Annotated in this window: 13 protein-coding genes and 1 rRNA gene; 4 read left to right on the forward strand and 10 right to left on the reverse strand. The window is 40.0% G+C overall.

Going from position 1 to position 14,263, the window contains the following annotated elements; genetic code table 11:
* The 9 genes from L634_RS0125485 to dnaA form a co-directional block, all read right to left on the reverse strand.
* A 16S ribosomal RNA gene (locus L634_RS0125485) occupies nucleotides 1-89 on the reverse strand; the annotation flags it as partial.
* Nucleotides 90-388: 299 nt separating this feature from the next.
* Nucleotides 389-1,474, reverse strand: a complete 1,086-nt coding sequence (locus tag L634_RS0125490) for an HD-GYP domain-containing protein (RefSeq protein ID WP_026584866.1) — start codon at nucleotides 1,472-1,474, stop codon at nucleotides 389-391.
* Nucleotides 1,475-1,566: 92 nt separating this feature from the next.
* The gene (gyrA, locus tag L634_RS0125495) at nucleotides 1,567-4,038 is read right to left on the reverse strand and encodes a DNA gyrase subunit A (RefSeq protein WP_232233844.1); all 2,472 of its coding nucleotides are present in this window, start codon (nucleotides 4,036-4,038) and stop codon (nucleotides 1,567-1,569) included.
* Between the two features lie 336 nt (nucleotides 4,039-4,374).
* Nucleotides 4,375-6,297 (reverse strand): DNA topoisomerase (ATP-hydrolyzing) subunit B, encoded by a 1,923-nt coding sequence (gene gyrB, locus L634_RS0125500; protein ID WP_026584868.1) that lies wholly within the window; start codon nucleotides 6,295-6,297, stop codon nucleotides 4,375-4,377.
* A gap of 157 nt (nucleotides 6,298-6,454) precedes the next feature.
* Nucleotides 6,455-6,703, reverse strand: a complete 249-nt coding sequence (gene remB, locus L634_RS0125505; protein ID WP_026584869.1) for an extracellular matrix regulator RemB — start codon at nucleotides 6,701-6,703, stop codon at nucleotides 6,455-6,457.
* 9 nt (nucleotides 6,704-6,712) lie between these two features.
* Complete coding sequence (gene recF / locus L634_RS0125510; RefSeq protein ID WP_026584870.1) at nucleotides 6,713-7,831, reverse strand: DNA replication/repair protein RecF; 1,119 nt, start codon at nucleotides 7,829-7,831, stop codon at nucleotides 6,713-6,715.
* A 42-nt stretch (nucleotides 7,832-7,873) separates the two neighbouring features.
* Nucleotides 7,874-8,083 carry a S4 domain-containing protein YaaA gene (gene yaaA / locus L634_RS0125515; RefSeq protein ID WP_026584871.1) on the reverse strand — a complete coding sequence of 70 codons (210 nt, stop codon included), beginning with the start codon at nucleotides 8,081-8,083 and terminating at the stop codon, nucleotides 7,874-7,876.
* A 265-nt stretch (nucleotides 8,084-8,348) separates the two neighbouring features.
* Complete coding sequence (gene dnaN, locus L634_RS0125520) at nucleotides 8,349-9,485, reverse strand: DNA polymerase III subunit beta (protein ID WP_026584872.1); 1,137 nt, start codon at nucleotides 9,483-9,485, stop codon at nucleotides 8,349-8,351.
* A gap of 177 nt (nucleotides 9,486-9,662) precedes the next feature.
* The gene (dnaA, locus tag L634_RS0125525) at nucleotides 9,663-11,009 is read right to left on the reverse strand and encodes a chromosomal replication initiator protein DnaA (RefSeq protein WP_026584873.1); all 1,347 of its coding nucleotides are present in this window, start codon (nucleotides 11,007-11,009) and stop codon (nucleotides 9,663-9,665) included.
* A gap of 686 nt (nucleotides 11,010-11,695) precedes the next feature.
* Between dnaA and rpmH the strand changes: the two genes are divergently transcribed.
* The 4 genes from rpmH (at nucleotide 11,696) to jag (ending at nucleotide 13,904) form a co-directional block, all read left to right on the forward strand.
* Nucleotides 11,696-11,830, forward strand: coding sequence for a 50S ribosomal protein L34 (gene rpmH, locus L634_RS0125535; RefSeq protein ID WP_026584874.1), 135 nt, complete (start codon nucleotides 11,696-11,698; stop codon nucleotides 11,828-11,830).
* 156 nt (nucleotides 11,831-11,986) lie between these two features.
* Nucleotides 11,987-12,355: a ribonuclease P protein component gene (gene rnpA, locus L634_RS0125540; RefSeq protein WP_026584875.1), complete on the forward strand. Its 369-nt coding sequence runs from the start codon at nucleotides 11,987-11,989 to the stop codon at nucleotides 12,353-12,355.
* Nucleotides 12,356-12,495: 140 nt separating this feature from the next.
* Complete coding sequence (gene spoIIIJ, locus L634_RS0125545; RefSeq protein WP_026584876.1) at nucleotides 12,496-13,281, forward strand: YidC family membrane integrase SpoIIIJ; 786 nt, start codon at nucleotides 12,496-12,498, stop codon at nucleotides 13,279-13,281.
* Nucleotides 13,278-13,904 (forward strand): RNA-binding cell elongation regulator Jag/EloR, encoded by a 627-nt coding sequence (jag, locus tag L634_RS0125550; protein ID WP_026584877.1) that lies wholly within the window; start codon nucleotides 13,278-13,280, stop codon nucleotides 13,902-13,904. Before spoIIIJ ends, jag begins: the two co-directional genes overlap by 4 nt.
* A 75-nt stretch (nucleotides 13,905-13,979) precedes the next feature.
* Here the strand turns inward: jag and L634_RS0125555 are convergent.
* Nucleotides 13,980-14,263, reverse strand: a 284-nt coding sequence (locus L634_RS0125555) for an IS3 family transposase (RefSeq protein ID WP_026584878.1), incomplete at its 5' end; no start/stop codon positions are given.

Raw genomic sequence — 14,263 nt, forward strand, 5'->3', positions numbered from 1 at the left:
GGGAGCAAGCTCCCATCCGTCCGCTCGACTTGCATGTATTAGGCACGCCGCCAGCGTTCGTCCTGAGCCAGGATCAAACTCTCCATATAAGAGTTGATTAAGCTCATAAGTTGTCTTTTCAAAAAAGACTAAAGAATTAACGTTGACGTTTTTGTTCGTTCAGTTTTCAAAGATCAATCTGCCGCTCGAAGCGACTTTATTAATATATCATTTCTGATATTTAATGTCAACAAGTTTTTTTGAAATCGTATCTAACAATTTTGTTCATCTCTTGCTGACTTGAATTAGTATATCAGCCGAGTACGTTAATTGCAAGTGTTTTTTTCAAAAGAAATTATACTCCACTATATTTAATACAAAACAGAAAAGAAATGACCGGATTCAACGGTCATTTTAAAACTTCATTAATGAATAGCTGACGATTCTTTTCAAGATAGATAATTTCTTGTGTCCCTTCAATTTTAACTAAAGGTCTTGTTGGAGATTTATCCTCCACAAATAGAATTTCGGCAATTTGCCCGTCTGAAAGTTTAACACGGCTGCCAATGGAAAAGGTCATGATTCCAGATCCTAATGCCTGGATGGATTGAATATCATATTTCCCGAAGCTATCGTGGAGAAGCATCTCCAAAACTTTATATGGAGATTGTTTTCTCCGGTAAAGCCTTTGAGAAGTCATAGCATGAAATGCATCTGCTACGGCGATTATTTTTCCTGTTTGGTTGATTTTATTGCTTTGTTCACCAAATGGATAGCCGCTTCCATCAAGGCGTTCATGATGCTTTAATATCCCAATCTTTGTGCTCTCTCTTAAAAGTGAGATATTCTGAATCATTTTAAAGCTATGGGTGGAGTGCTTTTTAATTTCTTCAAATTCTTCGGAACTTAATGAGGTGTTTTTTTGCAGGATACCTGGATTGATTTTTGCCATCCCCGCATCAGCTAAGCAGCCCCCAAGTGCTAATTGAACGATTTCCCCTTTATTAAGATTTAATTTTTTTCCGATAAATGCACTTATAATTCCGACTGCCACCGCATGCTGATATAAATAATCTTCATTAGTGGACAGATGATGCAAAGTGAAGATTTCAGAGGGATTTCTCTCCATCTTATCGATAAGCGGTATTATGATGTTTCTTATTTTTGCTATCTCTATCGGCAGCCCTGACTGCCAGGCAAGAAATTCCCTTTTATAATTTTGCACACCTATTAAAAAAGTGTCTAAAAAGCTGGATTCATTTACTTTCGTTTCAGGGGCGCTCTTTGCATCCCCAATGATTTCAGCCGGGACAAAAGGCATTCCATTAATCATTGTTTTTTCAACAACAGCCTCTTCAATAAGAAATACTTTTAGAACCTTAAGCAGATCTTTGGTAAGTACAGTCTTTCGGCTGATGATCGCCCGATTGGTCATGCTGAAGATATCCTCTGATAAAATACAGCCCTCTTGCAGTTCCTGAATATGTACACGCACCTTTTTCCACACTCCAAATAAATGAGTCTTTTATACTATTTTATATTATTTGGACAAAAAAAAGGAACACAAAATAATGTGTTCCTGAAAAATTACTCCTCGTTATCCCCATTGACTTCTTCTTCAGAAAGGGATTTTGCGTCTTCAAGGGGTTTTGTTAATTCTTCTTCATCTTTTTCTTCTTCTTTTTCAACCTTCGCTACTGTTGATACTGCTTCTTCAGCATCTTCATTTAAACGAATTAATCGTACACCTTGCGTGTTTCTGCCCATTGTCGAAATATCGCTGACAGCCATCCGGATCAAGACTCCGCCTGTTGTAATAAGCATAACGTCTTCCTCACCAGTTACAGCTTTCATGGAAACAAGGCTTCCATTCTTATCTGTAATATTGCAAGTCTTGATTCCTTTTCCGCCTCTGCCCTGCACACGGTATTCCTCTGCAGGAGTACGTTTTCCGTAGCCATTTTTCGTGACAATAAGGATTTGGGTGCCTTCTTCCAGCACTTCCATTCCAACCACTTCATCACCATCGCTTAAACTGATTCCTTTTACCCCCGTGGCAGTTCTGCCCATTGAACGGACATCGTCTTCCGGGAATCGGATCAGCATTCCGTGGCTTGTACCAATGATAATCTCCTTATTGCCGTCAGTTAAGCGGACAGAGATCAGTTCATCATCTTCTCGGAGATTTAATGCAATTAATCCATTATTTCGTATATTGGCAAAGGATGACAAAGGCGAACGTTTCGATATGCCTTGTTTAGTTGTAAAGAACAGGAACCAGTCATCGGCAAATTCCTCAACCGGTATAATGGCATTAACCCACTCATCTTTATCAACTCCAAGAAGATTAATGATTGGAATTCCTTTTGCAGTACGGCTGAATTCAGGAATTTCATAGCCTTTAGCGCGATACACTTTTCCTTTATTTGTAAAGAAAAGAATCGTATCATGCGTAGAGGTGGTGATAAGGTGTTCAACAAAGTCATCCTCATTGGTACCCATTCCCTGAATTCCGCGGCCGCCTCGTTTTTGGGCACGATATGTCGATACTGGAAGACGCTTAATATACCCTTTGTGAGTTAAAGTAAGGACAATATTCTCACGTGGAATTAAATCTTCGTCTTCAATTTGTTCGATGCCGCCGGAGACAATTTCCGTACGGCGTTTATCGTTAAATCGCTCTTTAATTTCATTCAGTTCTTCGCGAATGATATCCAATAATTTTTCTTCATCAGCCAAAATAGCTTTTAATTCTGCAATAAGAGCTACAAGATTTGAATATTCATCTTCAATCTTTTCACGCTCCAAACCAGTCAGACGCTGTAAACGCATATCAAGAATAGCTTGGGCCTGTTTTTCTGATAGATTGAATTTGGTCATTAAGCCTTCTCGTGCAATCTCCGTTGTTTGGGAACTTCTGATAAGATTGATTACCTCATCGAGATGATCAAGGGCAATCCTCAGCCCTTCTAAAATATGTGCACGGGCTTCTGCTTTTTTCAACTCAAACTCTGTGCGGCGGCGAATGACCACCTTTTGGTGATCCAGGTAATGCTGCAGGCACTGTTTTAAATTAAGCACCTTAGGCTGGCCATCTACAAGTGCAAGCAGATTAATTCCAAAGCTCGTCTGTAAAGCTGTTTGCTTATAAAGGTTGTTCAGCAGGACATTGGCATTGGCATCTTTGCGGACTTCAATGACAATGCGCATGCCATTTCGGTCTGATTCATCACGCAGATCCGTAATGCCATCAATTCTCTTATCGCGCACAAGTTCTGCAATTTTTTCGATCAGCTTTGCTTTATTAACCTGGTAAGGAATTTCATTTACAATAATAACTTCTTTTCCGTTAGATTTCTGCTCAATTTCCACTTTGGCCCTTAATGTGATAGAGCCTCGTCCCGTTTCATAAGCTTTGCGGATTCCGCTTCGCCCTAGAATTAATCCGGCAGTCGGGAAATCCGGTCCTGGAATAATTTCCATGAGCTCTTGTACTGATAAATCAGGCTCTTGGCTAATGGCCAGAACTCCATCAATCACTTCGCCCAGCTGGTGAGGAGGTATATTGGTAGCCATACCTACAGCAATACCGGATGTTCCATTTACCAGAAGATTCGGGAAGCGTGATGGAAGTACAATTGGTTCCTTTTCTGCACCATCATAGTTATCCTGGTAATCAATGGTGTCTTTATTGATATCACGCAAAAGCTCCATTGAGATTTTGGACATCCGTGCCTCAGTGTAACGCATGGCAGCTGCAGCATCCCCATCCACAGAACCGAAGTTTCCGTGGCCTTCAACGAGCATATAGCGGTAGTTAAAGTCCTGGGCCATACGTACCATAGTATCATACACCGCAGAATCTCCATGCGGATGGTATTTACCAATAACTTCACCAACAATACGGGCTGATTTTTTAAATGGTTTATCAGAATGCATTCCCAAGTCATGCATTGCATATAAAATTCTTCTATGAACGGGCTTTAATCCATCCCGTACATCCGGAAGAGCACGCGAAACAATTACACTCATAGCATAATCCAGAAATGACGAACGCATTTCCTGGCTAATATTAATTTCTTTTACTTGAGAATTAGGTGTATCGGCCAATTAAAGGAACCTCCTTTAAAGAAACTTAGGATGCAATGCATCCTCTCGTTACTTTTCATTTAGCTCTAGCTAAGTTTAATCTGCAGAAATCGCTTAAAGGCTAAGCTTCTGCAGTTGCTGAAATTTTTATAAATAAATCCCGGTAGAGTGGGCATAAACTAAAAATAGAAAAATGGGTCTATTATGCAAAAGCAGGATAGAGAGACCCTATCCTGAAATAAAGCGGAGGCACCAGTCCCGGTGCCCCTGCTTTGAAAATTCGGCTCCAGAAGTTCCCTTTTACAATTAAATATCCAGATTCTTTACATAGACTGCATTTTCTTCGATGAAATTACGGCGCGGCTCTACCTTATCACCCATAAGGATTTCAAATGTTTCGTCTGCTTCGATGGCGTCTTCAAGGTTCACTTGGAGAAGTGTTCTCGTTTCCGGATCCATTGTGGTTTCCCAAAGCTGGCCAGGATTCATTTCCCCTAGACCCTTATAGCGCTGGATGCCAGGCTTAGGCTGGCTCGGAAGTTCAGCAAGTGTTTTTTCCAGCTCACGCTCATTATAAGCATATTCAATGCGTTTTCCCTGCTGGATTTTGTAAAGCGGCGGCTGTGCAATGTAAATGTAGCCGGCTTCAATAATCTGTCTCATATAACGATAGAAGAATGTTAAAAGCAATGTTCGGATATGTGCTCCATCCACATCCGCATCAGTCATAATGACAATCTTATGGTAACGGGCTTTGGAAATGTCAAAATCTTCGCCAATGCCTGTTCCGATTGCCGTAATGATTGCACGGACTTCATTGTTGGAAAGTATTTTATCCAGTCGGGCCTTTTCTACGTTCAGGATCTTACCTCTTAGCGGCAGGATCGCCTGGAAATGGCGGTCACGTCCCTGCTTGGCAGAACCGCCTGCAGAGTCACCCTCTACCACATACAGTTCACTTATAGAAGGATCTTTGGAAGAACAGTCTGCTAGTTTGCCCGGCAGGCTGGAAACTTCAAGGGCACTCTTTCTTCTCGTAAGTTCCCGGGCCTTTTTTGCAGCTAATCTTGCTCTTGCTGCCATTAGACCCTTTTCAACGATCTTTCTTGCTACTGTCGGGTTTTCCAGCATGAATTTTTCGAGTGCTTCAGAGAAAATTGTATCGGTTGCAGCACGCACTTCCGAATTTCCAAGCTTCGTTTTTGTTTGTCCTTCAAATTGGGGATCAGGATGCTTTACAGAAACGATTGCCGTTAAACCTTCACGGACGTCCTCTCCTGAAAGATTCGCATCACTTTCTTTGAAGACCCCATTTTTCCGGGCGTAGTCATTAATGACTCTTGTTAATGCTGTTTTGAAGCCGGACTCATGGGTACCGCCTTCATACGTATGAATATTGTTTGCAAAAGAGTATATATTGCTTGTGAATCCATCATTATACTGAATGGAAACTTCTACAGTAATCCCTTCGCGTTCGCCCTCGATATAGATAGGATCATCATGAAGAACTTCTTTCGTTCTATTCAAATGCTCAACGTACGATTTAATTCCGCCCTCATACAAATATTCATTTTTCTTATTTTCTTCACGTTTGTCCTGAATCGTAATTTTTAACCCTCTGTTCAAGAAAGCGAGTTCACGGATACGATTTGCAAGAGTTTCATAATCATATTCAAGCGTTTCAGTGAAAATTTCACCATCCGGCTTAAAATGGATTGTTGTTCCTGTATGGTCAGCTTCCCCGATCACTTCCAGGTCAGCACTTGGAACTCCCCGCTCAAATTTTTGATAATATTTTTTACCGTCGCGATAGACGAATACCTCTAACTCAGTTGAAAGGGCATTAACTACCGAAGCACCAACACCGTGCAAACCTCCGGAAACTTTATAGCCTCCGCCTCCGAATTTTCCTCCGGCATGAAGGACGGTCATAATAACTTCAACTGCCGGACGGCCCATTTTTTCATGGATTCCGACCGGTATACCACGGCCATTGTCAATTACCGTAATACTATTATCCTTTTCGATAATGACATTGATTTCTGAACAGTATCCAGCTAGTGCTTCATCAATACTATTATCGACTATTTCCCAAACAAGATGGTGAAGTCCTTTGGCACTCGTTGAACCAATATACATCCCTGGACGCTTTCGAACCGCTTCCAGACCTTCCAGAACCTGTATCTGATTCTCATCATAGGATTGTTCCTGCACTGCCTTTTGCTCCATTGCCACATCGGTCACCTACACTTTCCATTTGCATTCCAATTTCACTAATCTATAAAAAAGCTTGGCTATACTTTGAGATGCACCAAACTGTAATTTTCATTAATCCTGCCTGTTGATTTCTGCTTCAGCCAATATCGGATTTTAATACTTCAAATCGTTAAAATTCCTGGACACTTAATCTATGCGATCGTTTTTTTAACGTACCGGAAGCCAGCGGGGAGAAATAGATTTTTTCAGTTGTCACTACCACGGACTTATAAGATCCTTTTGCGAGGTTAATAACTGAATTATCCTGCCGTTCCAAACACTCTTTAGCGTATTCAGAAGATGTAGCGCTTCCCTTATCAATTATCGCTACAATATCCCTTGCTCGGACTAACACATCTTCACCTACATGGATGTACATGAGATCACCTCACTGAATCTTATTGATTCTTCCTGCTTCAACACTGAAGGCTGCTGCCTCTTTTAGTGTCTGGTGGTCTATTCCGTCAACGCTTGTCGTTGTGACAAATGTTTGTACCTTCCCTTGAATGGTATTCAATAAGTGGGATTGGCGGTAATCATCCAGTTCTGAGAGGACATCATCAAGAAGAAGAATGGGATATTCCCCAATTTCAGAATGGATCAGTTCAATTTCGGCGAGCTTAACGGATAGAGCTGTCGTCCTTTGCTGGCCCTGGGAGCCGAATGTTTGCACATCCCGTCCGTTCACATGAAAAATAAGGTCATCCCGATGTGGGCCAAACATGGTGACTCCACGGTCAATTTCCCTATTTTTCACTTTCTCAAATTTTTCTTGATATACTTTAACCATTTTCGACAAATCTTGTTCTTCTGATACATCTGCCGAAGGCTTGTACTCAATTTTCAATGTCTCCAGCCCTCTTGAAATCCCTTCATGAATCGGCTGAGCCCAATTTTGAAGCAGCTTGAGAAATTCATATCTCTTGGAAACAATTTTTGCAGCCATATTTATGAATTGCTCTGTTAAAATGTCAAGCATGGTATGGTCAGTCTGCTTTTTGATCTGCAGCATCTTTAAGTAATGATTGCGCTGCTGGAGAACTTTTTGATATTGGCTGATATCATGCAAATAGACAGGTGAAACCTGCCCAATCTCCATATCAATAAAACGACGCCTTACTTGAGGGCTCCCTTTTACAAGGTGGAGGTCTTCAGGCGCGAACATAACAACATTCATATTGCCGACATACTGGCTTAATCTTTGCTGCTCAATATGATTGCATTTTGCTTTTTTGCCTTTCTTGCTTATTACTAATTGCATAGGCAGGGATCCATTGCTTTTTTGGACCCTTCCTTCTATTTTAGCATAATCTTGATCCCAGCGAATAAGATCTTTGTCATTGGACGTTCTATGTGACTTAGCCATAGCCAGGACATAAATAGACTCCATAACATTTGTTTTCCCCTGGGCATTTTCTCCCAAAATAACGTTCACTTTATTCTCGAAATTAACTTCTAGTTCTTCGTAATTCCGGTAATTCTTCAAAAGCAATTGCTCTATATACATAGACGCTACATCCTTTTAGGTTATCGCGCTAAAAACAGTTATCTAAACAATAGTAAATTCACCAACAGATGGAATTTCTACTTTATCCCCTGTTCTTAGCTTTCTTCCCCGTCTTTGGTCCTGTTCACCATTGACAAAGACTTCGTATTCACTTAAAAACCATTTTGCCATTCCGCCAGTTTGAATTACATCAGCTGCTTTCAGGAATTGCCCCAATGTAATATATTCCGTATCAATTTGAATTTCCGTCATATTATTCACTCTTTCCCATTGTCAGACTTATGCGCTATGCGGAAAACCTTTTATCATGCACCAAGCACGACAATTTCTAGAATGGTATCTAATATTCTATTTTACTAAATAATTCGCAGATACACAAAGAAAACCGCAATAGCTTTTACTATACATTATTCCCTGGCGATTTAGGGATATTCATACGGCTCTTTTGCAGATAAGCTAGAGTCTGCCTGTAAAAAAGTAAGCCGCCAGCAATCGCCGGCAGCTCTCATCATCTTTATTAATACGTTCTTACTGGCAGGATCAGCTGCAAGATGGAATCATCATTTAAAGGTTTAATGATGAACGGCCTCATAGCTCCAGTGAAGCTTATAGCAATTTCTGTCCCTTCCAGGGCTTTTAATGCATCCATCATAAATTTGGCACTAAAGGATATCTTTAATTCTTCACCTTCAACCGATTTACTTTGGACTTCTTCCACTACTTTTCCGATTTCCGGGGTATTGGATGAGATTTCAACAAATCCGCCTTCAATAGTGGATAGCTTTACAACGTTATTCCTTCCTTCTTTAGCCAATAATGAAGCCCGGTCGATTGCCTGCAAAAATTCTTTTGTGTTCACTACTACATCTGTTTTGCTGTCCGTTGGAATTAGTCTTGATGTATCCGGGTAATTGCCTTCAAGCAATCTTGAGAAGAACAGCAAATGTTCTGCTTTAAATAATACTTGATTCTCTGTGATGACAATATCGATTAAATCATTATTGTCATCAAGAATTTTGCTTAATTCGCTTAAGCTCTTTCCAGGGATAACAACATTATAATTTTCGCTGGCATTTGTTTCGATTTGAGCTTTCCTTAATGCAAGCCTATGGCTATCTGTTGCAATACAGGTTAACGTACCATTTTCCATTCTCCAGTTTACACCTGTCAAGATAGGGCGTGTTTCTGAGGTGGACACTGCGAAAACAGTCTGGCGGATCATTGCCTTTAGGAGATCCGTTGGGATTTTAAAAACATTTTCTTCTTCAATTTGCGGCAAGTGAGGATATTCCTCAGCATCCAGCCCATTTAAATTAAATTCGGATTTTCCAGATCGGATCACAGTCTGCAGATGGTTTTCAACATGTATTTCAACACTGTCAGTAGGAAGTTTCTTTACAATCTCGCTAAAGAATCTCGCTTGCAGCACGATTGCTCCAGGCTGTCTAATTTCAACAATTTCGTTACCATCATCCTCTTTGGGGATGAATGATTCAATTGAAATATCAGAATCGCTGCCTGTTAATGTTACACCTTCTTCTGAAGCGACGATTTTAATCCCTGTTAAGATTGGAATGGTTGTTCTGCTGGTTACAGCTTTCATAACATCCTGGACACTTTGAACTAAACGATCCCTTTGGATTATGAATCTCATTTTTTTAAATCCTCCAAGCATATTTTAATGGCCTAATGAATATATATATTTTTTTAAAAAAATAATAGAAGTACTAGTAGGGCCTGTTAACATGTGGATAACTGTGTTTTTCGAAAGGAAACACAGCCTATCCACATGTGGACAGACTGTGTGTAAGTTCGGTCGAGTTATGCACAGTTAAACCTTGAGCATTTCATTTATTTCTTTAATCTGCTTCTCAAATTGGGAATCTGATTGAAGAAGCTTTGAAATTTTTTCATGGGCATGAATGACAGTTGTATGGTCCCTTCCACCAAATTCCTCCCCGATTTTAGGAAGTGAAAAGTCTGTTAATTCCCTTGATAGGTACATGGCAATTTGGCGGGGGAATGCAACTGATTTTGTTCTCTTCTTAGCTTTAAAATCCTCAAGCTTCACATTGAAGTGCTCTCCTACCACTCTTTGTATTTCATGGATTGTGATCACTTTTGGCTTTGAGCTGGGGATGATGTCCTTTAAAGCTTCTGCTGCAAGATCAGCATTAATATCTTTATTTATTAAAGAGGAATATGCCACTACACGAATAAGGGCACCCTCTAGTTCACGTATATTTGAATCAATTTGATTGGCTATATACAGCATGACCTCATTTGGAATATCGAGTCCTTCTGCTTTTGCTTTTTTGCGCAAAATCGCAATACGTGTTTCCAAGTCAGGCGGAGTTATATCAGTGATTAGTCCCCATTCAAATCTGGACCGAAGGCGGTCTTCAAGTGTCGGGATTTCTTTTGGCGGACGGTCGCTTGAAATAATGATTTGCTTGCTTTCTTCATGCAATGTATTAAACGTATGGAAAAATTCTTCCTGGGTTTGTTCTTTTCCAGCTAAAAACTGAATATCATCGATAAGAAGAACATCCACATTTCGATATTTATTGCGGAAATCTCCCGCTTTGTTATCTCTGATCGAGTTAATAAACTCATTAGTAAACTTTTCAGAGGATAAGTAAACCACTTTAGCGGATGGATTATGATCCAATACATAATGGCCGATTGCGTGCATGAGGTGAGTCTTTCCCAGTCCAACTCCCCCATAAATAAATAAAGGATTATACGCTTTTGCCGGCGCTTCGGCTACAGCAAGTGAAGCTGCATGTGCAAAGCGGTTTCCTGATCCAATAACAAACGTATCAAAAGTATATTTAGGATTAAGCATCGTTAAAGGCAATTCAGGCTGCTCGTCTTCTGCCTTTTTCTTTTTCGGAGGAAGCGGAAGATCAACTTCCTCTTCACTCTGATTTTGCGGAATAATGAATTTTACTCCTAATTCTTCACCAGTAATATCATAAAGAATTCCGGAGATCAGTTGGGAATAACGTTCTTCAAGCCAATCACGGGCAAATTCATTCGGAGCCTTAATCACTAAAGTATCACCTTGAAGAGCATGTGCTTTAGTGGATTTAAGCCATGTATCAAAGCTGGGTTTGCTGATTTTCTTTTCGATATTGGCGAGAGTGTTATTCCAAAGATCCGCAATGTTTTCCAATAGATATCCCTCCTTTGCCATTAGTTTCGCGCAACAAAAACTATAGGTTATACACCCTGTACAACCCCCGAGTTTATAAATATACGAAACTGTTTATGTGGAAAATTATATAATAAGGAAGTAAAGTGGAATTTCGACAGTATCCACTGTCTGTGGACAAACTTTTACAAACCCCTTGGATAACCTGTCCACATGTTATCCACAATCTGTGGATAATGATGATGTGTGTTATGATTTATCAAGTGTGAAAACACAATAATGATAACAGATATTCCTAAGTGTTGCAATGCTTTTTAAACCTTTATCCACAACCGTTTATGCTTGTGCATAATAATTGTCCACAGCCCTTGTTTTTGTGAAAAACTTGTCAATATGTGATGTGGATAATAAAAACGGTGTCGAAAAATTATCCACAGAGTAGTTTTTTGGAAGGATAAAGGAGAAAAACGTGGAAAAAATGAATTTTAGGGTGACATCCACTCAAAAAGAAGGTAAACTTTCTGAGTGGGTTCAATTTAATCTGCTTAATAGAGAAATAGTGCAGGCGGAAAATGAGCCTGGCTGATCAGTAACTGTTTGCCATTTCAGGCATAGAGAATAACGATGCATAGTTGACAATTTTCTAGTTTCATCTATATAATTAGAAAGACTGTCTTTAACAGCAATTCCTCAGGGAGGTGTCATATATGAAAAGAACTTATCAACCAAACAAGCGTAAGAGAAGCAAAGTTCACGGTTTCCGCAGCCGCATGAGCACTCCGAATGGACGTAACGTCCTTGCTCGCCGCCGCCGCAAAGGAAGAAAAGTATTATCTGCTTAGGCCACTGAAAAGTCAGTGGTCTTTTTTTCCATGTATAGATAAAGTGAAACTTCCAAGTTAGGGTTTTACTGCCAGTTAAAGCGGGTTAAATGATATGCAGCCGGCCGCTAGAGGTTATCTCTATGTCCAAATGTTTGCTTAAAGTAGGTGATGGCGTTGAAAAAAGAATTTCGGGTAAAAAAGAATAAAGAATTTCAAGAGGCCTTTCAGAAGGGTAAGTCATTCGCCAACCGTCAATTTGTTGTTTATATATTAAGAAAAGAAGAACAGGATCATTTTCGCATAGGCCTTTCGGTCAGCAAAAAAATTGGCAATGCTGTAATGAGGAACCAGATTAAAAGATATATCCGCCAGGCTTTTTTAGAGCTGGAGGAAGAAATAAAGCCACAGTATGATTTGATTGTGATCGCAAGGAAACCCGTAGCGGATATGGGATTCCATGAGGTGAAAAAAAGTCTGGTTCATGTTTTAAAGATATCGCGGGTTTTGAATAAACCGCGACTTGGAAATACTAGAAACCAATAGTTTTATCGATCTTTATATTTTAAGGCGCTTCACAATAAAAGATGATAAAATAAAATACATATGAGCTTGTCCCTATTTGTTGGAGGCCAGGCAAATGTAATATATTTAATTTATCAGGAGCAATAAGGAGGAAAAAACGGTTGAAGAAACGAATATTCCTATTAATCGGTTTGGTGTTCGTTATGGCGCTTTTGTCAGGCTGTACAGAAATCAACCAGCCGATTACGTCTGAAAGCGAAGGCTTTTGGAACGAGTATATTGTATATCCGCTCTCGCTGTTTATCATTAAAGTAGCAGAATTTGCAGGCGGCAGCTATGGTCTATCAATTATTATTGTTACAATCATTATTAGGCTTGTTATTTTGCCATTAATGATCAAGCAAACGAAAAGTTCAAAAGCAATGCAGGCGATACAGCCAGAAATGCAGAAGCTGCGTGAAAAATACAGTTCAAAAGACCAGAAAACACAGCAAAAACTGCAGCAGGAGACGATGGCTTTATTTCAAAAGCACGGCGTTAATCCGCTTGCAGGATGTTTTCCATTAGTGATCCAAATGCCAATTCTGATTGGCTTCTACCATGCGATAACACGTACTCGCGAAATTGCAAATCATAACTTCCTATGGTTTGACCTTGGTTCTCCGGATCCAATTTACTTATTGCCATTGATTGCAGGTGTTACAACATTCATTCAGCAAAAAATGATGATGGCGGGAACACAGCATACAGGCCAAATGGCTGCACAAATGAAGATGATGCTTTATCTAATGCCGATCATGATTGTCATTTTTGCTATAAATTTCCCTGCTGCTCTTTCTCTTTACTGGGTAGTTGGTAATATCTTTATGATTATTCAAACTTATTTTATTAAAGGTCCGGACCTGAAAGCTGCAGCGGCCGGAAATGCAGGAGGAGCCAAAAAGTGAAACAAGTAACTGCTACAGGACAAACCGTCAAGGAAGCAGTAGAGTCAGCTTTAGCTCAATTAAATACAACTGAAGACCGCGCAGAAATCACAATCGTTGATGAAGGTAAAAAAGGCGTTTTCGGGATTTTTGGTTCCCGTCCTGCGGTGGTGAAAGCTGTTAAGAAGATGGATCCAATTGAAGAAGCAGAAAAGTTTCTCAAGGATGTCAGTGAGAAAATGGGTGTGTCCATCGAAATTGAAGCATTGAAGGACGGAAAAAATGTTCAATTTATCCTATCTGGTGAAAAAATTGCCCTTCTAATAGGAAAAAGAGGACAGACACTCAATTCACTCCAATATTTAACTCAGCTTGTCATTAACCGCTATTCCGATCAGTACCTGAATCTAGTTCTGGATGCGGAGGATTATCGGAAGAGACGCCAGGAAACACTGATTCAACTGGCTGAAAGACTTGCTCAAAAAGCTTTGAAGACGGGAAAAGAAATTGCATTGGAACCGATGCCTTCTTATGAAAGGAAAGTCATCCATACTGCACTCGTTAACAATAAAAGAATAAAAACGTATTCTGATGGCAATGATCCGCATCGCCATATTGTCATAGCGCCAGCCAGAACACGATAGCCGGAAGCGATTAAAAAACCCCAATCCATTTGAACTGCCCCCTGTCAAGTAGACAGTGGAAATAATAAAAATGNTTTAAGCGGCTTTAGCTCTATATTCCATAGGGCTAAGGCCGTTTAATCTTTTTTGGTATCTTTCATGATTATAAAAATGTATGTACTCATCCATCGCAGTAGTAAGTTCCTCAAATGTCTTATATTTATGTAAATAATACTTCTCACATTTTAGTGTCCCAAAAAAAGACTCCATTGGCCCATTATCAATACACCGACCCACTCGTGACATGCTATGTGTCATCTCCGCCGCATCTATTTTACGTTTGAACCCTTTAGAGGTGTATTGAAATCCACGGTCACTAT

The sequence above is a fragment of the Bacillus sp. J33 genome (genome assembly GCF_000518885.1).
Classification (GTDB): Bacteria; Bacillota; Bacilli; order Bacillales; family Cytobacillaceae; genus Cytobacillus.

What these genes read in the sequence shown, in the direction of transcription:
- gyrA (WP_232233844.1), bottom strand. Translation starts at nt 4,038, where the DNA reads ATGCGTTCGTCATTTCTGGATTATGCTATGAGTGTAATTGTTTCGCGT.
- gyrB (WP_026584868.1), bottom strand. Translation starts at nt 6,297, where the DNA reads ATGGAGCAAAAGGCAGTGCAGGAACAATCCTATGATGAGAATCAGATA.
- dnaN (WP_026584872.1), bottom strand. Translation starts at nt 9,485, where the DNA reads ATGAGATTCATAATCCAAAGGGATCGTTTAGTTCAAAGTGTCCAGGAT.
- recF (WP_026584870.1), bottom strand. Translation starts at nt 7,831, where the DNA reads ATGTATATAGAGCAATTGCTTTTGAAGAATTACCGGAATTACGAAGAA.
- rpmH (WP_026584874.1), top strand. Translation starts at nt 11,696, where the DNA reads ATGAAAAGAACTTATCAACCAAACAAGCGTAAGAGAAGCAAAGTTCAC.
- remB (WP_026584869.1), bottom strand. Translation starts at nt 6,703, where the DNA reads ATGTACATCCATGTAGGTGAAGATGTGTTAGTCCGAGCAAGGGATATT.
- yaaA (WP_026584871.1), bottom strand. Translation starts at nt 8,083, where the DNA reads ATGACGGAAATTCAAATTGATACGGAATATATTACATTGGGGCAATTC.